Here is a 22,812-nt window from a genome sequence, read left to right as displayed (position 1 = left end):
ACCCGACACCATGAAATGTGAACCACAAATCGTTCACAACCCTTGACATGAAGCGCGTGATTTGTCACTACACAAAGAGACTCGAAGCTGAGCAGCACCAAATTCGGAGGTTTGGTAGGGGCAGGCGAGAAAAGCCCAGGTTGCGGCGAGATAAGGGGAAGAGGCAACGCGGAGAAAAGAACAATCGTTCGAACATTCCGCTCCGGAGCCCCGGTTTATGTCCGGGGTGTTTTGTAGTCTGATGCTAGTTTCATTCAACTGCAAAGGAACGGCCTATGAACCTGGTGGCAGATGCGCTGAAAGCGAAGCGTGTAGGTGGGGAGTCGGCGGCGTTGTCGCTGATGAGGAGTCCGCTGATGCCGGTAGTTGTGGCATTCATTAAGAGGTACTTCCCGCATGGGAGTAAAGCTCGACCAGTGGTGGAGGTGTACGAAGGCTTATCGACGGACCTTCGGCTACTGCGTGCAGAAGGCTTCGATCTGGCGAGTGGGCCACAGCACTACGTCAGTGAGTGGGTGAAGAAGGGGTGGTTGACTCGCCGGACGGGGACGAGCAGGACGGGGGAGACGGTAGAGCCGAGTGAGGAGGCGTTGGCGGTTGTTGAGACACTGGAGAGGTGGGATGCGCCGCAGAGGGCAGTGACGGCGTCGAGAATTGAGACGATTTCGCAGGCGCTGCACAGGCTGGCAAGGGACGCTGACCCCACGATCGAGGCCCGGTTGGCGCTGTTGGAGGAGCAGCGGGAGCGTATTGAGCGTCAAATAGCGGAGACGGAGCGTGGCGAGTTTGATGTGCTTTCGCCCGTGCAGGTGCGCGAACGGATCGGGGACATTCTGGACTTGGCGGCGGGGATCCCGGCGGACTTCGCGCGCGTGCGCCACGAGATGGAGGCGCTGAACCGGCGGCTGCGCAGACAACTGCTCGATCCCGAAGAGCAGCGGGGCAGCGTGCTGGAGGACATTTTCCGCGGGGTGGACATGATTGGGTCCTCGGATGCGGGGAAGTCGTTCACCAGCTTTTATGAGGTGCTGCTGGATCGGGAGCGTTCGGCGCAGTGGCAGCAGTGGACAGACCAGGTGCTCGCGCACGAGATGCCGGAGGACGAAGGCGGGCCGGATGTGGAGATGGTGCGCAAGCTGGGGGCACTGTTCCACGACATGGAGCGAGCAAGCTTTGATGTGAACCAGGAGATGACGTCCCTGGCCAGGAGTTTACGCCACTACGTCACCAGTGACGAGTTCGCGGAAAATAGGCGAATGGTGGCGTTGTTAAGGGAGACTCGGCACGCGGCGGCGGTGGCAGCGCAACAGGGGGAGGTACAGGCGCTGACCCCAATGGAGACCAAGCTAGTGCGGATTGGCATGAGCATCGGGTCAGTGTCTGCGCTGAAGTTGCGCAACCCTGGGGAAGAGATCGTTGAGTATGCAGTGCAGCCCATCCAAGAAGTGCCGTTGGATGAAGAGGCGCTGCGCAACAGCATTCGGGAATCAGAGATTGACTTCGAGGAGATCGACGCCGCAATCGCGAGGGCGTTGCAGCGCAAGACGCAGGCCTCGCTGCTGGAGGTCGTCCACGAGGCTGGTGGGCTGACGCAGGGGCTGGCCAGTGTGGTCGGGTTCCTTTACCGGGCGATGGAATCTGGGTTCGAAGGGGGCGTCGATAAGGTCGAGCTGACCTGGGACGATGATGGCACCCACTACCGCGCGACCGTGGGCGACTGGTACTTCACCGCGCCCGACACACCATCAACAAACGAGGCAGACCATGACTAACCACGACACACACGCCGACATCAAAGGGCTCTGGGAGGGCGACCGCGGCGGGCTGAGCTACGACTCCCGGCGCGCGCTCGTCGCGCTGCTGAAAGGGCCGATGATCGTCGCGCACGAGATGCAGCACATTTGGGCAGCAATCATTTCCGACGAGCAGACGCTGCGATCCCGCCTCAACGATGTGTTCCTCGAGCTCGTGCTCGACGAGGATGCGGGCATCGCGTTCACGCGGCCCGCGAACAACGGCGAAGACCTCACCACCCCAGAGGGGCGCACTCATACCATGCCGTCGGTGCTGCGCACGAGGACACTCAGCCACGTGGACACTCTGGTGGCGCTGCATCTGCGGCAGGAGTTGTCTCTGGCCACGCCGGGGGATCGCGTGGTGATCAGCTACGAGGAGCTGCGCGAGCACATCCGCATGTACCGGCCCGACGGCGAGCGCAACGAAACCAAGATGGACAAACGCTTCGACGCCGCATTCAACCGCATGGTGGAATACTCGCTGCTCACGCCGACGGAAACCGACGACCGCTTCGAGGTCTCGCCGGCACTACGCAGCATCTTCGACACCGCCACCGTCGAAGGCATCAAGGCAGAGTACGACGCCCGCTTCAAAGCCACCGAGACAGGAGACGACAATGCAGACGAGTAACATTTTCCCAGGCCAGTTCCGGTTGTCGCGGATTCAGGCTATCAACTGGGGAACATTCGGCGGCAGCATCGATATCGAGGTGCCCAGGGAGGGCTTCCTCATCACGGGCGGGTCCGGAACCGGCAAGTCCACGCTCCTCGACGCCATGAGCGCCGTCCTGCTCCCCGGCGACAAACTCCGCTTCAACGCCGCAGCCCAAGCCAACACACCACGCGGAAAAGGGCGCACACTGGTGTCCTACCTGCGCGGGGCGTGGGGCTCGCGCGAGGACCACGCCACGGGCACCGTCGTGACTAAAACAGCGCGCCCCAAGGCGACCTATACCGTGGTGGTGCTGACCTACTCCGACGGAGTCGAGAAGGAATACAGCCTGGCAGCCCTGTTTTACCTGAAGGCGCACGCCAACAGCTCCGGCGATGTTCAGCGGCTCTATGGAGTGCTCGAAGGCCCTGTCGCCGCGACCGACTTCGCCCCGTACCTCAGCGGCGGGTTGGACACACGCAGCATCAAGAAGCAGTTCCCGCAGGGCAAGTTCAACAACAGCCACAGCGCATTCGCCGCCACGTTTCGACGTCGCCTCGGCATCCCCGGCGCCGAAGCCATGGAACTGCTGCACCGGACACAGTCCGCGAAAGACCTCCAAAGCCTCGACGACCTGTTCCGCGACTACGTGCTGCACAAACCCGACACCTACGAGCTTGCCGACCAAGCCGTAGAGGGCTTCCGGGAACTCGAAATCGCCTACCAAAAAGTCCAAGACACCAAGGCACAAATCGACGCGCTGGAACCACTGGTGAAGCTAAGGCAAGAGCGCGACGCGGCGGCCGCCACCAAGGAGCACGCGGAGGCGCTGCTGCGGACGATGCCGAAAGTGGTGCGGCAGCTACGTCGAGAAGACGCGGAGGAGCGCATTGAGGAGCTGAAAGTCGAACTCAGCCAGGCAATCAACGCGCAGCGGCTCGCGGCGGAACGTAAGGAGTCCCAACAGTCCTTGATCGAGACGCTACGGGCAAGCCTGAACGAACAGATCGGCTCGCGCATCGAAGTGATCGACGCCGAGCTGCACCACGCCCACGAACGCCTCGCGATGCGCACAAGGACACTCGCTGACCTCAGCGAACGCATCCTTGCACTCAACGGCAAGGCGCCCGAAACGCTCGAAGACTTCGAACAGCTTGAAGCCACCGCACGGCAGATCCGCGACGAACATGACGAGCAGATCAAGGAGCTCGACGGGCGGGCTGAAGAGGTCGTCGAAAAGCGAACGCAAGTACAGAACGAACTCAAAGCCATCACCGACGAGCTGGAATCCCTGGCGAGACGCCAAAACAACATCAGCGCGCGACACATCGCGATGCGGGAACACGCCTGCGCCGAACTCGGGCTGCAAGCCAGAGACCTGCCATTTGCCGGCGAACTCATCGACGTCACCGACCCCACCTGGGAACCCGTCATCCAACGGCAACTGCGCGGGCTGGCCACCGTCATGCTCGTACCACGCACCGTCTTCGACGACGTGCGGCGCTGGGCCAACGACAACAACCTCGGCCTGCGGCTCCGCATGAATGCCGTGGACACACACGTCGAGTACGCTGCGCCGACGACCAGCGGGCGATCCCTCGTGCGCAAAATTGAGGTAGTGGAATCACCCATGCGCAATTGGCTCAACTGGGAGTTGGCCACACGCTACGACTACCAGTGCGTGGACACCCCCGAAGCACTCGACGAGCTCAAAGCGCATGAGAAGGGTGTCACCCTCGCCGGGCTCGTAAAACTGGCTACCAACAGGCATGACACCACCACACGGTGGGAGAAAGACGACCGCTTCAGCCTCACCGACCGGCGCCACTGGTACCTCGGCTCCAACAACGACGCCAAAGTCGAACTGCTGCTCACCATGCAACAAGGACAGCGCAAGCAAGTCGAAGCGCACAAACGCGTCATCGCCGAGATCGCGAAAACACGCAAACTGCGCAACCTCGAGTTCAACTGGGCCACCAGCATGACCAGCCTCACCTACCAAGACGTAGACGTCGCCGGGGCGCAAGCCACCATCGACGACCTCGAAGCCGGACGCAAGGCCCTCAGCTCCTCACCCGAAGCAGCCACCCTGACCGCCCAGCTCGACGCAGCGCGCACCGAACTGAAAGCCGCGGAACGCGACGAGCAAGACGCGACGGGACGGAGAAGCGTCGCAGAGAACAACCTGCAAAAACAACAAGACCTGCTCCAAGAACTCGACGAGGAAGACCAAGCCGACCCCATCGACACCACCGACGAACTCCTCAAAGAAGTGCGCGCCCTGCTGTGGGAAAAGAATCGGCGCATCAACCTCGCAGTCAACGAAGTGCAATCCGACTGCCAACGCAGCATCAAACGTGCCGACACCACCCTGCAACGTGCGACAAACAGCATCGTCTCCACATTGTCCGCCTACATCAACCAATGGGGCAGCGAAGCCGCCGACCTCGCCGCCGACGTCAACTTCCTCGGCGACGCACTGACACGCCTCGGCCAGCTCAAAGGCGAACGGCTCGGCGAATTCTCCAACCAGTTCCGCGACCTCATCAATGACATGTCCACGCGCGCACTCGGCCAACTCGCACACGCCATCCGCAGTGCAAAAGACGACATCGAACGACGCATCACCCCCGTCAACGCCTCACTCGCACAGTCTGAATTCAACCGCGGCCGCTACCTCCAAATCGACGTCCGCGACGCCCGCGGCGACGAAGCCAAAACATTCCTCCGCGACCTCGACGCCGCCATCTCCGGCGGCCTCAGCACCGCCGACGACGCCCAATCCATAAAGCGCTACCAGGCAATCAACGCCATCATCACCAGGCTCTCCTCCGCCGAATACGCCGAACAGCGCTGGCAACACACCGTCCTGGACACACGCAGGCACGTTCGGTTCATCGGCGTCGAGTCCGAACAAGACGGCACCATCGTCAACACCTACGCCGACTCCACCACGCTCTCCGGCGGCCAGGCCCAAAAGCTGGTGTTCTTCTGCCTCGCCGCGGCCCTCCGATACCAACTCGCCGACGACGGCCACACCCTCCCCAACTACGCCACCGTCGTCCTGGACGAAGCCTTCGACCGCGCCGACCCCACGTTCACACGCCAAACCATGGACGTCTTCGCCCAATTCGGCTTCCACATGATCCTGGCCACCCCGCTCAAACTCATCCAAGTTCTGGGCAACTACGTCGGCGGATCTATCGTCTTCGACTACAAGGAAGAGGCCGACGAGAACGGCAACGTACGCGGCGTCTCCCGCTACTCCACGATCGGAATCACCAGCCATGCGGATGCCTAAGGACGTCGCCGCCCTCGCTCAGCGCAAGGTCCAACGCGACCTCAAAACACTCCTCATCGGGGAACCCGTTGCGTTCTCAGTGCCCCTACACCCGCCAACCGGGCAAGCCATCCACGCCGACCCCGACACCGCCAAAGCATTCATCCGGGCCTGGGAAGGACACGACGGCGTGACCTTCGAAACGAGGAACTTTGCACGCTGGGGCCTCGGAACACAACGTTTACCCGTCAGATATGAGGCTGCGTCCAATGCAGAGCTTATTTCGATGGCGGGCTACACGTCCGAGTTCGAACGATTATCCAGGTCATTGGCCATTTTGGAAGGCGTGGGATCCCGCCGTGCCGTAGTAGATGCCCTGCCGCTATGGCGCGACCTCCCGCCAGCCGACATCGACCACGCCCAGCGCGTCACCCAATGGTTCTGCACCCATCCCAGCTCCGGCGTACTTCCACGCGCCGTCGCCGTCGAAGGGGTCCACGGAAAATGGATCGAGCAACACCGCCGCCTGCTCGAGCATCTCGTTGGCATCGCACGCGGCGACGATGGCGACCTCGGACTAGGGTCCGTGCTCCCCACCATCCGACTCCGCTTCGCCCCCGGATCCGGCCCCGCCGGACTCGACGACATCTCCGTACCAACCAACGCACTCGGGAAAGCGCTCTCAGGTGCGCGGGAACAGGTTGAGCAAGTACTGTTCCTCGAAAACCAAGAAACGTTCCTCTCCCTCACACCCCAACCAGGCACATGCCTCGTCTTCGGCGGCGGCTACCGCGCACACCACTCCGCTAGCCTCGACGTCTTCGACGGAAAACGGTTACTGTACTGGGGAGACCTCGACCTCGACGGGTATCGAATCCTCGACGCCGTCCGATCCCAACGCCCCAATGCCGAGTCCGTCCTCATGGGACCCGACACTGTCACCTCCAACCTCGGCATCGCGACACCAGACCGCGACTTCACCCCAACCACCCTCACCCGCCTGGCCCCGGAAGAAAACGAAGCACTCGACATCCTGATCACCCACGGGCACCTGCGCATCGAGCAGGAGCGCATCAATATAGAGGACGCCTTAAAAGTGTTAAGGCAGTTTGGGGTGGTGTAGCTAGGCTTGTGCGCAGATAACAAGCCGAGAACCCAGAGCTAGTGGGCGACGGTGTGGCCGGCCTCGCGCTCGTTGGAGGAGCTCGTCATGGAGGCGAGGACCTCGCTGATGCGGAGGTCGCCGATGGGGGCTTGCTCGGGATCCTCGAAGAGTTGGTCGCCGAGGATGTTGTAGACGTAGTCGAGGTCCTTGTCGCCGCGGCCGGACAGATTGACCAACAGGTTGAGTTCGTGGCCGTCGGCGTCAGCTACTTCGGCGAGCTTGAGGGCGTACGCCAGGGCGTGGGAGGACTCGAGGGCGGGGATGATGCCTTCGTAGCGGGAGAGGAGCCGGAAAGCTTGGAGGGCGTCTTCGTCAGTGACGGCTACGTACTGGGCCCGGCCGATCTCGCGGAGGTGAGCGTGCTCGGGGCCGACGCCTGGGTAGTCCAGGCCGGCGGAGACAGAGAAGGACTCGGGGAGGACTTCGCCGTCCTGACCAGTGACGATAAAGGAGCGGGAGCCATGCAGGATGCCCAGCTTGCCATGGTTGAGCGGTGCGCCGTGGCGGTCGGTGTCCAGGCCTTCGCCGGCGGGTTCGACGCCGATGAGTTTGACATCGGCGTTGCCGGGCTCATCCTTGAGGTATTCGGCGAAGGCGCCGATGGCGTTGGAGCCGCCGCCGACTGCGGCGATGACGGCGTCGGGAAGTCGGCCGGTGTCCTCCAGCATCTGCTGGCGGGACTCGCGCGAAATAACAGCCTGGAACTCCTTGACCAGGGTGGGGAAGGGGTGGGGGCCGCACGCGGAGCCGAGGACGTAGTGGGTGGAGTCAATGTTTTCGACCCAGTCCTGCAGCGCGATGTCGATGGCGTTGGACATGGATCCGCCGGCGTCGTTAGTCACGGGGACGACTGTGGCGCCCATCAGGCGCATGCGGCGCACGTTCGGCTGCTGGCGCGCAACGTCCTGTGCACCCATGTAAATCGTGCACTCCATGCCCATCAGCGCGGCGACCATGGCGGTGGCGGTGCCGTGCTGGCCGGCGCCGGTTTCGGCGATGAGGCGGTTCTTACCCAACCGCTTCGCGAGCAGCGCCTGTGCCAACACCTGGTTGCCCTTGTGCGCGCCGCCGTGCGCGAGGTCCTCACGCTTCAAGAAAATTTTCGACGCCCCCACCCTCGGCAAGTTGGCACACTCGTAGACCGGAGTCGGACGGCCGAGGAACTTCGCTTGGAGGCGCGAGAGCTCGTCGAGAAACTCGTTGTCCTCGCGGGCGTCCACGAAAGCGCGCTCGAGCTGATCGAGTACCGGGTAGAGCGGCTCAGGCACGTATTGGCCACCGAATTCCCCGAAATATGCAGGTAGAAGCGTATCGCGCTCAATCTTGTCGACATCAGACATGGGTTCACCTCTCGTTAGCATCGTTGCCGGGTAGCCTACCCCGCAAACCCAGCCCGCGGGGCGGATTCGGCGTTTTCGTCGAAACGGCGCTAGCGCACGTCTCCGAACTTTTGCAGCACCCAGCGTCGAATAGCGATGAGCACTATGCCGAGCACGATCGTCGCCGCAGACAGCGAGAGGAAGAACGTGCGCTCCGCGACCGCGTCATCCGGGTTGTACAGCGAGCCGAGGACACCGGACAGCGCGGTACCCATCGAAACCGTCATCAACCAGGCGGCGAACAGGCGCGACTTGAAGGCCTCGGGGGCAACCTTGGTGGCAAGGGAGTTGCCAACTGGCGAGAGCAACAGCTCACCCATCGTGAAGAGGAAGAGGATCAACACGAGTACGAATAGCGGGGTGGACTCTTCACCGCCGCCAACATATGGCAGGAAGAGGAACAGGGAGATACCAATCACGATATTCGCCACGCCGAATTTGACGGACGAGGACCATTGGCTCTCGCCCAGCGTGGTCCATAGGGCGGCAAAGATTGGCGAGAAAATGATGATAAACGCCGGGTTGAAGGACTGTACCTGCGCGGGCGTGAGCTCCCAAAGGAGGAAATCCAGGTTCACGCGCTGATCCGAGTACACCGCGACCACGGTGAACTGCGACTGGAAGATGGCGAAGAACGCCACCGAACCGACAAGCAGGGGAATGTAGCCGGTCAGTCGGGACTTCTCCACAGCAGTAACTTCTTCGGATTGGAACATCTCCCAGAGCAGGAAGACGGTAGCCACGAGCGCCACTGCGAACACGATCCAGGACAGCGCGCTGAGTGGCACAACACCTGTAACCAGCAGCGCGACGACAACGCCTACGACGATGACGGTGCCTGCGATCCACTTGTCGTACTCGGAGTGCGGCAGCGGGTTGGGGATCTCCGAGCCTGCAGCGCCAATGCTGGAGCCACGCATGAGGATGTACTGGACAAGACCCAGCGCCATGCCGATCGCGGCAAGGCCGAAGCCCCAATGGAAGCCAGCTATGCCCCAGATCGCGCCGGTGAGTGCTGGCCCCAACAGGCCGCCAATGTTGACCGACATGTAGAAGATGGAGAAGCCCGCGTCGCGACGCGGATCCTCGCGGGTGTACAGCTCGCCCAGAACCACCTGAGAAGACGTCTTCACACCGCCAGAGCCGATACCGATACAGATGAGGCCGATGGCAAGACCGATGCCGCCAGGCACTAGGGCCAGGACAACGTGACCAATCATGACCAGGACGGCCGAGTAGAGCAGCGTGCGCTCGGCGCCGAGGAGGCGATCGCCGACAAAGGAAGCGACCAGCGCCATCATGTAGACAAAGCCACCGTAGGCACCGACCAGGTTCAACGCAGTGGTCTGGTCCATCCCGAGGCCGCCCTCGGTGGTGGAGTAGTACATATAGAAGGCCAACAGGGCCTGCATGCCGTAGAAGCTGAAGCGCTCCCAGAGCTCGATGCCGAAGAGGTTGGCCAACCCCCAGGGTTGCCCGAAGAACTTCCGTTCCTTCGGCGCTACCTCGGGGTTGCTTGCGTGGGTGACAGAACTCATGTAAATAAAATACGCCCCAACGCATTTTTCACACAAATACCCGCCGCGCCGGGTACGGTAGTGCGGTATGACACGTTACATGGGCACTGAGACTGAGTACGGGATCACAACCCCGGACGACCCGTCGATAAGCCAACTGCTCACCTCTACCCACGCGGTGGTGGCGTACGCGGCGATGAACACCGCCGCCCGCTCCCGCTGGAGCTACGAGGAAGAAGCCCCGCTCAAGGACACGCGCGGTTTCGATCTGCAGCGCTATCGCACCGTCCCGGTGGTGGACCCGAACGCGATGGGGGTGGCCAACGTGGTCACTACTAACGGCGCGCGCTATTACGTCGATCATGGGCACCCGGAGTATTCCTCGCCAGAGGTCTCCAATGCGTGGGACGCCATGATTTATGACGCGGCGGGCGACTACGTGCTCAACAAGTCCGCGACCGATATCCGCGAGCTTTGGGACCAGCAGATCAGTGTGCTGGACAAGATCGACCCGTGCCCGCCGCTGAAGTTTTATAAGAACAACGTCGACGGCAAGGGCCAGTCCTACGGCAGCCACGAGAACTACCAGTACTCGCGCAAGACCGACTTCGCGCGGCTGACCCAGGTGCTCATTCCTTTCTTCGTCACCCGTCAGGTGATCATTGGCGCAGGCCGCATGGGCATCGGGCAGGAATCGGAGCGCGAGGGCTTCCAAATCTCGCAGCGCGCCGACTACTTTGAGCAGGAGGTCTCGCTGGAGACCACGCTCAACCGCGGCATCGTGAACACCCGCGACGAGCCGCACGCGCTGGCCGCCAAGTTCCGCCGCCTGCACGTCATCGTGGGTGACGCGAACATGAGCCAGTACTCCAACTTCCTCAAGATGGGCATGACCAAGCTCGTGCTCGACTGCATCGAGTCCGATGTCGATTTTGCTGATCTGCGGCTGCAAAACCCCGTCGACGAGATCAAGCAGGTCTCCCACGACCCGACGTGTACGCACGGCCTTTTGCTTGCCGACGGGCGCAGGCTCACCGCCATCGACATCCTGCGCATTTACCGCGAGCGCGCTGCCGCGCTGCCGGAGCTCGACGAGGTAGACACCAAGGTCCTTGCCCTGTGGGGAGAGATCCTCGACGACCTGGAGCGTGACCCACTGAGCACCGCGGACCGGCTGGACTGGACCGCGAAGTGGTCGCTGATCCGCCGTTACCTGGACCGCGGGGTGGATATCGCCGATCCGAAGCTCAAGCTCATCGACATCCAGTACGCGGACATCGACCCCGCCAAGTCGCTCTACCACGCGTTGGTGCGCAAGGGGAAGATGCGCACGCTGGTCGACGAGGAGACCATTAAGCGGGCAGTCACCGAGCCGCCGACCGATTCGCGAGCCTACTTCCGCGGGCGTGTGAGCGAGAAGTTCGGCGAGGACATCGTGGCTTCCAGCTGGCAGTCGGTGATTTTCTCGGTGAACAACCAACCGCACCGCCTGCCGATGGACAAGGTCGATGGCTTTACCAAAGAAGAGATCGGCGAGCTCGTTGAGCGCGCCGAGGACATCACAGCATTGATGAAGGGATTAGGATTCAAGCATGTCTAAGCAGCAGTACGTACAAGGCGGCAACAGCGGCGACGATGGGGCACAAGACGAATCCTTCGACGCCGGGCAGGCACAGCTGAACACCACGGGCACCGACGATATCCTCGACGAGATTGATTCCCTGCTGGACAACAACGCGGAGGAGTTCGTGCGCTCGTTCGTACAAAAGGGTGGGCAGTAACCCCATGACCACTGTCTACCCCCGCCGCGTGATGGGTGTGGAGACCGAATTCGGTGTCACTGCGGTCCGCGACGGTACAGCGGTCCTCACCCCCGAGGAGATTTCGCGCTACCTGTTTCGCCCCGTCGTGACTGCCCACCGCAGCTCAAATATCTTCACCGAAAACGCCTCGCGCCTCTACCTGGATGTGGGTTCGCATCCCGAGTACGCCACGGCCGAGTGCGACTCGGTCACCCAGTTGCTCAACTACGACAAGGCCGGCGAGCTGCTGTACAACCGGCTCGCTACCGAGGCAGAGCAGGCGCTTGCCGACGACCGCGTCGGCGGCAACGTCTTCCTGTTCAAAAACAACGTGGACTCGAAGGGCAACTCTTACGGCACCCACGAGAACTACCTGATCAGCCGCGAGCTCGCGCTGAAGTCCTTCGGCACGCAGCTGCTGCCCTTCATGATCACGCGCCAACTCATCTGTGGTGCAGGCATGGTGAAAAAGGGCCGTTTCGTCATCTCGCAACGCGCTGACCAGGTGTGGGAGGGTGTCTCTTCGGCGACAACTCGCACCCGCCCGATCATCAACACCCGCGACGAGCCCCACGGCGACTCCCACCGTTTCCGCCGCATGCACGTCATCGTGGGCGACTCCAACATGTCCGAGCCCTCTTTCGCACTGAAGATCGGCTCCACGCTGTTGGTCATTGAAATGCTCGAGGCGGGATTCGATTTGCCGGACTTCACGCTGGACAACGCCATTGAGCACATCCGCGAGATCGCCACTGATCCCACGGGCCAGACCCCGCTACGTCTGAAGGAGGGCGGCACTGTGACCGCGCTCGAAGTGCAGCAGGCAACGCTTGCGGCCGCCAAACGCTGGCTGGAGTCCCGCCCGGATGAGGGCACCCCGAACCAGGAGATGGCGCGCGTGGTCGATTTGTGGTCGCGCACGCTCGACGCGATCGCTAGCCAGGACTTTTCCGGCGTGGACACGGAGATCGACTGGGTGATCAAGCGCAAGCTGCTCACCCAATTCAAGGACAAGCTCGGCGCGGATTGGGATCACCCCAAACTCGCCCAGATCGATCTGACCTACCACGACATCAACCCCAACCGGGGCCTGTTCTACCTGCTGCAGCGCAAGGGGCTGGCGAAGCGCTGGACCGACGACGAGTCCATCGCCGAAGCAGCGGCCCAGCCGCCGCAGACCACGCGCGCCGCGCTGCGGGGGCGTTTCCTCGCCGCCGCGCGGGCCGCGGGCGTGGACTACAACGTGGACTGGGTGCACCTGAAGACAAACCGGCCCGAGCCGCGCACGCTCGAGCTGCTTGACCCCTTCGCCTCCACGGACCCGCGCGTCGACGAGTTCATTGACTACATTGCCTCGCTCGACGCGGAAGCCTAGAGCGGGCGAACAGACAATCACGGGAGGCTATGTGGCCGAGCTAGAACCAGAGGTGCGCCAGGCGAACCTCGCGTTCGCGCTGCTCGGTTCCCCTCGGCAACGCGATACCTCGTGGGTGGGGAGCCACGTCGACGGCTACCAGCACCGCAGCCGAGAGGCCCTCAACGTGCAGGTACGGCGTGACGTTGAAGCACTGCGCCTCGCCGGGGTTCCCGTGCGCTACCGCGACGGGCAGTTAAGCCTCGACCGGGAACGCTACGAGCTCGCGCCAGTCGACCTGACCGAAGAAGAGGCGAGCGTCGTGGGCCTCGCCGTCGATCTGAGCCAGCGCGGCTCGCTCGGCGCCTTTGCCCGCTCTGGCTGGACCAAACTGGCCGCCTCGGGTGCCACCCGCACCTTTGACAGCGCCCCGCTTGCCTCTGCCGCACACGACGCAACCCAGCTTGATCCGGATGCCTTCCACCAGCTGCTCGGCGCAATCCGCCACAACCTGCGCGCCCATTTCAACTTCCACGTCCCAGGCAGCGGGCGCGTGCAGCGCCGCACGGTCGATCCGTGGACCATTGTTTCGCTTAACACCAGGGCGTACCTGGTGGGCTGGGACGTCGACCGGGACGCCGAGCGCGTCTTCCGCGCCACCCGCATCTCGGATGTAACCTTGGTGCGCGACACCACAGATTTCCACTCGCCGACTGAGGACGCGGGCGAGATCGTCCGCGAGCTGCTGCGCGGCCCGGTGACGGATGCCCGCATAACCGTCGACCCGGGCAGCGCCGAGGAGCTCGCCGCAAAAGGCACTCGCGAGCACGGGCCAACGCCCGAGACAGACACCATCGTGCTGCGCCAGGTAGAGCGCGACTGGGTCGTGCGCACTACCGCCGCCCATGCGCTCGACGTGCGAGCGATCGAACCGGAAGACATCAGGCGCGATGTACTTGCGCTGCTGAGGCAGGCAGGGGGAGGAGATCATGGCAAATGAGCAATCGGGGCGGCTGGTGCGCCTGCTCAACCTCTTACCGTATGTCTCCCGCCACCAGGACAAGACGCTGATGGAGATCGCCCGCGACCTCAACATGGATGTGGCGGAAGTCCGCGACGACTTAGACCGGTTACACCTGTCCGGAGTGGGGCGTGGGCCGGGGGAAATGTTCGACCTTGCGCACACCTGGCGCGGGGTCACGGTACTGGATGACCAGGGACTCAACGCGCCGCTGCGGCTCAAACCCACAGAAGCGCACGCGCTGCTGCTCCTGCTGGAGTCTTTGGAGACTCTGCCCGGCCTGGTCAACGTCGATGCGGTGCGCTCGGCCGCGGACAAGATCCGTGCCGTCACCAACACTGCCGGGGTGACCGATGTGGACCAGATCGTGGCAAACACCCCGGTCGCGGCCACGATTGCAGCGGCGATCGCCGAGGGCAGAAAGCTCCAGCTTCGCTACTACTCCGCGACCTCTGACCAGCTAACCCAGCGCACGGTGTCGCCAATTGCTGTGCTGCAGCGCGACGAGCAGACCTACCTGCGCGCGCTCGAGGGCGACACGCAGAAGACCTTCCGCTTCGACCGCATCCGCGAGATCGAGGTTAGCGAAGAGGCAGTCGACGAGCGCGCCGTGCACGCCGCCGCAGACGTCGACGAGCCCTTCGCCTTTGACGACGGCAACGTGGCGCACTTCAAGGTGCGCGGTGATGCCTTGTGGATGGCGGAGTACTGGGAACTCGAGCTCGAACTGACGCCAGATGAGGCCGATCAGCCTCCGGAGTGGGTCGACGCAACCCTGCGCTACGGCTCAGACGACTGGTTGGCTCGCTTTTGCCTCGCACATGCGGACCGGTTGCGTCTTGTCGCGCCAGAAGACTTGGCCGTGAAGGTGCGTGAGCGTGCATGTCGCGCGGCCGACGCGTTAAGATAGCGCTTTAGGTTTAACGTCCGTCGGAATCGTAGGAAAGAGACTTGATCCACTATGGCTAGCATTGGCTGGACCGAAATCCTCATCATCCTTGTCATCGTGCTGCTCCTGTTCGGCGCGAATAAGCTGCCTGACCTCGCCCGCTCCATGGGTCGCTCGGCGCGCATCTTCAAGTCCGAGGTCAAGGAGATGAAGAACGATGACGCGGCAGGCCAGCCGGAGCAGGCCCAGCCGCAGCGCGAGCTGGACGCTAACCCCGGCGGCAGCACCGGCATCACCAATAGCGATGCGCAGCAGGCGGCGCGCCCAGAGTCGTTCTGGGATAAGCCGGAAAACCAGCGCAACCAGTAAGCGCTACTGCACGTTGAGAGGGGAGTGGCGTTGTCGCTGAAGCTGAAGCGCAGCAGGAGGGCGAAGAACCCAACCGGTGAGATGAGCCTGGTTGAGCACCTCCAGGAGTTGCGTCGGCGCGTCATGATCTCTTTGGCCGCGGTATTTGTCGGCACGATTATCGGGTTCATCTGGTACCAGACCTCGCCACCCGGCGTGATGCCACTCGGCGAGATCATCCGCGGACCTTACTGCAACCTTCCGGACGAGCTCCGTGCCGACTTTTCCGGCGATGGGCAGTGCCGACTGCTCGCTATCAGCCCGTTTGAGATGTTTATGCTGCGCCTCAAAGTCGGCGCGCTCGCCGGGCTCGTCTTGGCTTCGCCGGTGTGGCTGACCCAAATCTGGAACTTCATCACGCCCGGTCTGCATAAGAACGAACGCCGCTATACCTTCAGCTTCGTTGCGGTGGCGGTCTTCCTCTTCGTTGCAGGCGCGGTGCTGGCCTACTTCGTGCTCGACCAGGGCTTGCTCGTGCTGATGTCCATCGGCACCGAGTACCAGGTCGCGGCGCTCACGGGCGGCGAGTACTACAACTTCCTGCTCGCGCTCATCATCATCTTCGGGGTGAGCTTCGAGGTACCGCTGATCCTGATCATGCTCAACCTCGTCGGCATCCTGCGCTACGAGCATGTCAAGGACAAGCGGCGCATGATCATCGTGCTGATCTTTTGTTTCGCCGCGGTGATGACCCCGGGCCAGGATCCTTTTTCCATGCTCGCCCTCGGCATCTCGATCTGCCTCTTGGTGGAGATGGCTTTTCAGTTCTGCCGCATCCACGACAAGCGCACGGGCGCGAACCGCCCGGAGTGGATGGACTTAGACGACGAGCAGGCCTCCGGTCCGGTGACCTCCTCGGGTGCGATCGGGGCCGCCACGCCAGTTGGACCGAGCGCCCCGGTACGCGCTTCCAACGTCGGCAACGCACCGCAAACGACTCCCCAGCCGAAGGCGCAGCCGCGGTCCTTTGCGGACAAGGATCCCTTCGACGACGTACTCTAAGGGGCATGGTTTCCCACGCTTCTTCTTCGCAGTCTCTGCCCGATGACGAGTACACCCCGGAAGCGTTTGGTGCCGAGGGGGAACAGCCGGAGCAGACGCCAATCGAACAGCTCGAGTTCCTCGCGGAGTTTCGCGCCGCGCGTCCTTTCCCCCTCGACGAGTTCCAGGTACAAGCGTGCGCCGATATCGAGCGCGGCCACGGCGTGTTGGTGTGCGCGCCGACTGGCTCCGGCAAGACCATCGTGGGAGAGTTCGCCGTCGCACTCGCGCTGCAGCAAGGCACGAAGTGCTTCTACACCACGCCGATTAAGGCGCTGAGCAATCAGAAGTACCACGACCTCGTCGCCGAGCACGGCGAAAACGCGGTCGGCCTGCTCACGGGAGACACCTCGATTAACGGCAGCGCGGAGATCGTCGTGATGACCACCGAGGTGCTGCGCAACATGATCTACGCCAATTCCGGCCAGCTGCACCGCCTCTCGCACGTGGTGATGGACGAGATCCACTACCTAGCCGACCGCGACCGCGGCGCGGTGTGGGAGGAAATCATCCTCAACCTCGACGAGTCTGTCAGCCTCATCGGCCTCTCGGCCACCGTCTCCAACTCGGAGGAATTCGGCGAGTGGCTCGACGCCGTGCGCGGCGACACCACCATCGTCGTCTCGGAGCACCGCCCGGTGCCGTTGAGCCAGTACATGATGGTTGGCCGCAAGGTCTTCCCGCTCTTCGAACCCGGCACGGGGGAGGGCGGCAAGGTCAACACCTCGCTGCTGCGCGCCATCGAGCGCATCGAGGCCGGCACGCACGACGTGGGCCGTGCGGACTTCGAATCAGGCCGCGGCTTCCGCTCGCGCGCAAAGGGCAGCCGCAGCGGGCGCATGCGCGGCCAGGACAAGATCAAGCCGGTGGGCAGGCCCCAAGTCGTGGCCGCACTCGGCGGGCGCGACATGCTGCCTGCCATCGTGTTCATCTTCTCCCGCGCCGGCTGCGATGGGGCACTGTTCCAGTGCCTGCGCTCGCGCAAGGAGCTCACCACGCCCGAGGAGCAAGACGAGGCCAGGGCGATTATCGACGCCGGCGTAGAGGGCATCCCCGACGAGGACCTCGACGTGCTCAACTACCGCCAGCTGCGCACCGCTTGGCTGCGCGGCTACGCTGCCCACCACGCGGGCCTGCTCCCGGCATTTAAGCACATCGTGGAGCAACTGTTCGTCCGAGGTCTGGTCAAGGTGGTCTTCGCTACTGAGACGCTGGCGCTTGGGATCAACATGCCGGCACGTACCGTCGTGTTGGAGAAGCTGGTGAAGTTCAACGGCGAGGCGCACGTGGATCTCACCCCGGGCCAGTACACGCAACTTACAGGCCGTGCCGGGCGCCGCGGCATTGACCACATCGGCAACGCCGTGGTGCAGTGGGCACCTGCGATGGATCCCCGCGAGGTCGCGGGCCTTGCCTCGACGCGAACCTACCCGCTGATCTCACAGTTCCAGCCCGGCTACAACATGGCGATCAACATGCTGGGCATGAACGGCTACGAGGACTCGATCCGGTTGATCGAGCAGTCTTTCGCACAGTTCCAAACTAACCGCTCGGTGGTGGGCGAGGTGCGCGATATCGACCGTCTGCGGACGAAGGTACGCCGCCAGCGCGAGAAGCTGCACGCGGACGTGGCCAAATTCGCCCCACCCGGGGATGACCCGGCTGCAGACCTAGTGGAGTACTTGGGCCTGCGCCGCGATCTGAGCGAGGCAGAAAAGGAGGCCCGCCGCCACGCGAGAGAAAACCGCCAGCAGGAAACCGAGACGATCCTGGGGCGGTTGCGCGTGGGCGAGGTCATCGCACTGCCGGGGAAGAAGAAGCCGGAGTTGGCCGCCGTCGTCCAGGTCGCTGGCAAGCGGCGCGATCCGCGCCCGTGGGTGACCACCGAGCGCGGCTGGTCGGGCCGCATCGACGCCGCCTCCTTCCGTAACCCACCCGTGGTCGTGGGCCAGATCAAGGTGCCGCGGCACGTGCAGGATCAGCCGCGCAAGCACACCCGCAAGGTGGTCAGCCAGCTTCACAGCGGCAACCTGCACGCGCCGCGCAAGCTGCGGGAGAAGGCGCGGGTGCGCCCGACGAAGAAGGTCACGGCGCTGCGCGAGGCTGTGCACAACCACCCGGTGCATGCCTGGCCCGCGCACGATCGCGAGCTTTTGGCCCGGGTCGGTGAGGAGCTCGTCCGCGACGAGCGCAAGCTCGCCGCGCTTACCCGCAGCGTCGATCGCTCTACTGATTCGCTCGGCCGCACCTTCGAGCGCATCATCGGCCTGCTCACTGAACTCGACTACGTCGAGCTGCGCGAGGGCGAGCCTGCCGTGAGCGAGGAGGGCGAACGCCTCGCCCGCATCCACAATGTGTCCGACCTGCTCGTCGCCCAGTGCCTCAAGCGCGGCATCTGGGATGAGCTCGATCCCGCCGAGCTCGCCGGTGTTGCGTCCATGGTCGTCTTTGAAAACCGCAAGACCACCCACGGCACGCCGGAAGCGGCAACTGAGGCGATGGCAGAGGCAATGGGGGAGACCATGCGCATCTATGGCGAGCTGACCTCCGACGAGCAGCGCCACCAGCTGCCGGCCACCCGCCTGCCCGATCCCGCCTTCGCGCTCTCACTGCACCAGTGGACCGCAGGTGCCCCGCTTGGCTACGCGCTCGCGGCCGCCGCCGAATGCGGCGCGGAGCTGACCCCGGGCGACTTCGTGCGCTGGTGCCGACAAGTCATTGACCTGCTCGAGCAGGTGAAGAAGACCGGCTACAGCGATGAGATTCGCACCTCGGCGAACAAGGCGATTGACGCGATCCGACGCGGCGTCGTCGCCCTGGGCAACTAGCTGATTGCCTCCCGTACTTCCTCAGTAAGCAGGGAAATCGTGGCCAGCCGCAGGTTGGTGCGGAAGGGGTCGAGGATGAGGGATTGGGTGCCGACCAGGTGGGCGTCGACAAGCACTGGGCCCCCGGAGTCCCCCTTGACTGCAGGCTGCGCATTAGCGACGACGCCGGCCGGGCGCACGAACGTCCGCAGGTTGCGCGAAAACGCCAGCGGGAGCGTGAACAGGAACCGCCCGCTCCGCACTGCAGGGACCTTGGCCCCGCCGCCGAAACCGAAGGTCACGGTGCGCGCAAGCGGGCGCGGGGGAGGGCCCAGCTTTGGGAAGGGGCCGACTCGCGCCGCGTCGACGCGCAGCAGTGCAATATCCGTGCCTACGAACCGGCGCACCCCGCGGGCCCGGTAGCGGGCTCCGGCCACCCGGACCGTGATCGCGCCGGGATTCGCCTCATCTTCGGGGCGCAAAAAGTGCGCGCAGGTAAGCACCGTGTCCGAGGCGACGAAAATGCCGGAGCAATAGCGCGCGCCCACGGAGCAGCGGGCAAGCAGCTCGGGGAACGTAGGCGATGTCACGCGATCAAGTCTAACTGCCTAGGATTGCCTGCATGACGCGTATAGATCAGACCACGTTTGCACACCGTCGACAGCGCGCGGCACAGCTTGTTGCTGCACACTCGCTTGGCGGACTGGTTGTCGGAACCGGGGCGGAGTTTGCGTATCTGACCGGCAGCTGGGCGTCCTCACACGAGCGGCTCACCGCACTGGCGATCGGCCCGGACGGGCGTGCTGTGCTCGTCGCGCCACTGACAGACATCGCGAGCCTGGGCATCCCGGCCGACAGCGGGGTAGAGGTGCGCGGCTGGCAGGACGGGCAAGACCCCTACGCGCTGGCCGTCGAAGCACTCGACGCGACAAAACCGGTGGCGCTCGACAGCTCGCTGACCGCAGATCACGTCTTTGCGCTGCAGGTGCTTGTGCCGGATACCCGGCTGGCCACGGACACGCTCGCGGAGCTATTCATGGCGAAGGAGGACGCGGAGTTGGCCGAGCTGGCGCGCGCCGGTGCCGCGATCGACCGGGTGCACGCGCGGGTGCCGGAGCTGCTCGTTGCGGGACGCACCGAGGCGCAGGTGGCCGAGGAGCTCGACCGCCTGATCATGGACGAGCACGAGGCAGTCGACTTCGTTATCGTGGGCTCCGGCGAAAACGGTGCCAACCCGCACCACGACTTCTCCGAGCGCGTGCTGTCCCGCGGCGATGTTGTGGTTGTCGACCTGGGCGGCACGCTGGACAGCGGCTACCACTCGGACTGCACCCGCACCTACATCGTCGGCGGCAACACCGAGGACGTGGACCCCGAGGTTTTGCGCGCCTACGATGTGCTCACGCAGGCCCACCAGGCGGCGGTGACGGCGGCGCGCCCGGGGATCACCGCGGGCGAGCTCGATGCTGTTGCGCGCGGCGTGATCGAGCAGGCCGGCTACGGCGAATATTTCACCCACCGCCTCGGCCACGGGATCGGGCTGGCCGGCCACGAGGCACCCTTCATCATCGGGGGCAACGACACCGAACTGAAAACCGGGATGGCCTTCTCCATCGAGCCGGGCATCTACCTGCCCGGCAAGTGGGGGATGCGCCTGGAGGACATTGTCTACTTGGACGACGACGGTGCGGTCTCGCTGAACAACGTGGCCCGTGGACTACGCTAGGCCCATGCGTACTCGAGACAGTGAGTCCACAGGAACCCTGCTGGTCCTCGGCGGCACAAGCGACATCGGCAGCGCGATTGCGCAGCGCATGTGCCACGGGCGCCGCGTAGTGCTGGCGATGCGGGAACCGGATCGCGAAGACGCAGTAGAGATCCGCGAACGGCTGCAGGCCTGCGGCGCAGCCAAGGTGGAGACACGGCGCTTCGAAGCGACCGACTTGGAGTCGCACCGCGCACTCGTCGAAGAGGTCCACTCGGGCGGCAAGATCACCACCGCCATCGTCGCCTTCGGCATCCTGGGCGATCACGACCGCGCGCAGCGGGATGAGACGGAGGCAGTGTGCATCGGCAGCATCGACTACCTCGCGCAGATCAACGCGCTGACAGTGCTCACCAACGTCATGTCGCGCGGGGAGATCTTCGCCTTCTCTTCCATCGCCGGGTGGCGTGCCCGCCGCGCCAACTACGTCTACGGCTCCACCAAGGCAGGCCTCGACGCCTTCTGCCAGGGCCTTGCTGACCAGCTCCACGGATCCCAGCTGCGACTGATCACCGCCCGGCCTGGATTCGTCATCGGCTCCATGACAGACGGGATGAAGCCCGCAGTGATGTCTGTCACTCCGGACGATGTCGCCGACGCCGTGGTCGACGCGGCAGGTACCGGGCGCAGCCGGACGGTGTGGGTGCCGCGTCGATTAGCACTGCTCGCCGCAGTGATGCGCGTGGTGCCGCGACCGATCTGGCGTCGGATGCCGCGCTAGCGAAGGTGGGGAAGCATTCTGCGGCGCTGCGTGCCGCGCTGGGGCTTGCGGTGGATGCGGTGCGCGGCGCGCGCCTTACAGAGCCGGAGCACACCGACGCGGCCTGGGTGATCGGCCGCAGCCCGGGCACCCTCCTGAAAGCACGCGAGATCAAGGCCGTGGGGTTGACGCGCAGGCTGAATCCCGCACAGGCGTTCAGCATCGACTACGTCACCACTGATGCCGCGGGCCGCACGCTGACCGCCACCGGCGCGGTCTTTTTCTCCCGCACACCCTGGGGCGGGGCAGGCCCGCGCCCGACCATTGCGTTCGCGCCGTCGACCCAGGGTGTGGCGGCGCGCTGCGACCCGTCGTATTCCTGCACCATCGGCCTCGCGCCGCGCTTCGCCCCGCTCGATCTGATCGCCGCCTACGAGCAGCCCGCCATCGCGCTCATGCTCGCCCGCGGCGCGAACGTCGTGCTCACCGACTACCCGCGCGACCCGGCCGACCGCGTGCAGCTGTACTGCGACCACACCGCCGCCGCGCAATCGCTTATCGACGCCACCCGCGCCGCCTCCCACCTCCCACTGGACACCAACGTCCTTGGCCTGTGGGGCTTTTCCCAGGGCGGCGGGGCAGTAGGGGCGTGGCTCGAGCGACCCGAGTACGCACCCGAACTCCAGCCGCTCGCGGCAGTATGCGGTGCACCGCCCGCGGCACTGATTCCGATGCTTGACCATGTCGATGGCGCGCTGCCGTCGATAGTGATCCTCTACGCGGTCGCCGGGCTGGTGGCGCACCACCCCCGCGTCGCCGAAGAGCTCGTCCCGCACTTAAGCCCGGCCGGGGCCGCGGCGATCGTAGAAAACGCGCAGGTCTGCGCCGTCGGTGCCGCACTGCGCCGGCCTTGGGCGCACACCACCGCCTGGACGCGGGAAGGCATCGGCATGGCCGAGCTTCTCGACGCGCTGCCGCACACCGCCGAGGTGCTTGAGCGCCAAGCGCTCGGTTCCCGCCGCCCTGTGCGCATCCCGCTGCGGCTGTGGGCCTCGCTTCACGACGACATCGTGCCATACCCCTTGGTCCACGACCTCGCCGAGCAGTGGGGCGTGGGGTTGCAGACCCGGCGTTTACCGCGCCTGCCAGGCCGGACGGGCCTGAACCACTACGGGCCGTATTTCCAGCACCTCACCCGCGATGTTGAATGGCTGCTGCGCCAGCTCGGCAGGTAGT

At 64.2% G+C, this 22,812-nt stretch carries 18 protein-coding genes; 15 read left to right on the top strand and 3 right to left on the bottom strand.

The genetic code is table 11. The features are described 5' to 3' along the window. The first annotated feature begins 275 nt into the window (after window positions 1-275). From CIMIT_RS06225 to CIMIT_RS06210, 4 genes are read left to right on the top strand one after another with little or no spacing between them, the layout of a single operon-like run. A complete protein-coding gene (locus CIMIT_RS06225) occupies window positions 276-1,772 on the top strand; it encodes a DUF3375 domain-containing protein (RefSeq protein ID WP_038590610.1) in 1,497 nt (498 codons plus the stop codon). Continuing rightward, window positions 1,765-2,427 (top strand): DUF4194 domain-containing protein, encoded by a 663-nt coding sequence (locus tag CIMIT_RS06220; protein WP_038590607.1) that lies wholly within the window; start codon window positions 1,765-1,767, stop codon window positions 2,425-2,427. Before CIMIT_RS06225 ends, CIMIT_RS06220 begins: the two co-directional genes overlap by 8 nt. Then, the gene (locus CIMIT_RS06215; protein ID WP_038590604.1) at window positions 2,414-5,749 is read left to right on the top strand and encodes an ATP-binding protein; all 3,336 of its coding nucleotides are present in this window, start codon (window positions 2,414-2,416) and stop codon (window positions 5,747-5,749) included. Before CIMIT_RS06220 ends, CIMIT_RS06215 begins: the two co-directional genes overlap by 14 nt. Beyond that, complete coding sequence (locus CIMIT_RS06210) at window positions 5,736-6,851, top strand: Wadjet anti-phage system protein JetD domain-containing protein (RefSeq protein ID WP_051904850.1); 1,116 nt, start codon at window positions 5,736-5,738, stop codon at window positions 6,849-6,851. Before CIMIT_RS06215 ends, CIMIT_RS06210 begins: the two co-directional genes overlap by 14 nt. Window positions 6,852-6,889: 38 nt before the next feature. Here the strand turns inward: CIMIT_RS06210 and trpB are convergent, their stop codons facing one another. Then, on the bottom strand, window positions 6,890-8,233 hold the full coding sequence (gene trpB / locus CIMIT_RS06205) for a tryptophan synthase subunit beta (RefSeq protein ID WP_038590601.1): 1,344 nt from the start codon (window positions 8,231-8,233) through the stop codon (window positions 6,890-6,892). A gap of 89 nt (window positions 8,234-8,322) precedes the next feature. Beyond that, on the bottom strand, window positions 8,323-9,810 hold the full coding sequence (locus tag CIMIT_RS06200) for a peptide MFS transporter (RefSeq protein ID WP_038590598.1): 1,488 nt from the start codon (window positions 9,808-9,810) through the stop codon (window positions 8,323-8,325). 67 nt (window positions 9,811-9,877) lie between these two features. Here CIMIT_RS06200 and dop point away from each other — a divergent pair, with 67 nt between their 5' ends. From dop to CIMIT_RS06160, 8 genes are all read left to right on the top strand, one after another. Beyond that, a complete protein-coding gene (dop, locus tag CIMIT_RS06195) occupies window positions 9,878-11,389 on the top strand; it encodes a depupylase/deamidase Dop (RefSeq protein ID WP_038590595.1) in 1,512 nt (503 codons plus the stop codon). Next, on the top strand, window positions 11,382-11,570 hold the full coding sequence (locus CIMIT_RS06190) for a ubiquitin-like protein Pup (RefSeq protein ID WP_038590592.1): 189 nt from the start codon (window positions 11,382-11,384) through the stop codon (window positions 11,568-11,570). The genes dop and CIMIT_RS06190 overlap by 8 nt, the downstream gene beginning before the upstream one ends. 4 nt (window positions 11,571-11,574) lie before the next feature. Next, window positions 11,575-12,966, top strand: a complete 1,392-nt coding sequence (pafA, locus tag CIMIT_RS06185; RefSeq protein ID WP_038590589.1) for a Pup--protein ligase — start codon at window positions 11,575-11,577, stop codon at window positions 12,964-12,966. Window positions 12,967-12,997: 31 nt separating this feature from the next. Then, window positions 12,998-13,945 (top strand): helix-turn-helix transcriptional regulator, encoded by a 948-nt coding sequence (locus CIMIT_RS06180; RefSeq protein ID WP_051904849.1) that lies wholly within the window; start codon window positions 12,998-13,000, stop codon window positions 13,943-13,945. Further along, the gene (locus tag CIMIT_RS06175; RefSeq protein WP_038590586.1) at window positions 13,935-14,876 is read left to right on the top strand and encodes a helix-turn-helix transcriptional regulator; all 942 of its coding nucleotides are present in this window, start codon (window positions 13,935-13,937) and stop codon (window positions 14,874-14,876) included. Before CIMIT_RS06180 ends, CIMIT_RS06175 begins: the two co-directional genes overlap by 11 nt. A 51-nt stretch (window positions 14,877-14,927) precedes the next feature. After that, complete coding sequence (gene tatA, locus CIMIT_RS06170) at window positions 14,928-15,224, top strand: Sec-independent protein translocase subunit TatA (RefSeq protein ID WP_038590584.1); 297 nt, start codon at window positions 14,928-14,930, stop codon at window positions 15,222-15,224. Between the two features lie 81 nt (window positions 15,225-15,305). Further along, a complete protein-coding gene (gene tatC, locus CIMIT_RS06165) occupies window positions 15,306-16,265 on the top strand; it encodes a twin-arginine translocase subunit TatC (RefSeq protein WP_084674282.1) in 960 nt (319 codons plus the stop codon). A 5-nt stretch (window positions 16,266-16,270) separates the two neighbouring features. Beyond that, window positions 16,271-19,132, top strand: coding sequence for a DEAD/DEAH box helicase (locus CIMIT_RS06160; RefSeq protein ID WP_084674281.1), 2,862 nt, complete (start codon window positions 16,271-16,273; stop codon window positions 19,130-19,132). On the opposite strand, the gene CIMIT_RS06155 is transcribed toward CIMIT_RS06160, so the two are convergent. Next, entirely contained in the window at window positions 19,129-19,701 is a 573-nt protein-coding gene (locus tag CIMIT_RS06155; protein ID WP_051904848.1) for a S1 family peptidase, read from the bottom strand. The two genes, CIMIT_RS06160 and CIMIT_RS06155, sit on opposite strands and share 4 nt — an antisense overlap. Before the next feature lie 32 nt (window positions 19,702-19,733). Between CIMIT_RS06155 and CIMIT_RS06150 the strand changes: the two genes are divergently transcribed. From CIMIT_RS06150 to CIMIT_RS06140, 3 genes are read left to right on the top strand one after another with little or no spacing between them, the layout of a single operon-like run. Continuing rightward, window positions 19,734-20,837 carry a M24 family metallopeptidase gene (locus CIMIT_RS06150; protein ID WP_038590581.1) on the top strand — a complete coding sequence of 368 codons (1,104 nt, stop codon included), beginning with the start codon at window positions 19,734-19,736 and terminating at the stop codon, window positions 20,835-20,837. A 4-nt stretch (window positions 20,838-20,841) separates the two neighbouring features. Then, window positions 20,842-21,597, top strand: coding sequence for an SDR family NAD(P)-dependent oxidoreductase (locus CIMIT_RS06145; protein ID WP_038590578.1), 756 nt, complete (start codon window positions 20,842-20,844; stop codon window positions 21,595-21,597). Window positions 21,598-21,602: 5 nt separating this feature from the next. Beyond that, entirely contained in the window at window positions 21,603-22,811 is a 1,209-nt protein-coding gene (locus CIMIT_RS06140) for a lipase family protein (RefSeq protein WP_231910266.1), read from the top strand. The last annotated feature ends 1 nt before the right edge of the window (window position 22,812 follow it).

Source organism: Corynebacterium imitans (assembly GCF_000739455.1).
GTDB lineage: Bacteria > Actinomycetota > Actinomycetes > Mycobacteriales > Mycobacteriaceae > Corynebacterium > Corynebacterium imitans.
The sequence above is the reverse complement of the archived record's forward strand: the minus strand, read 5'-3'. Positions and strand labels throughout refer to the sequence as shown.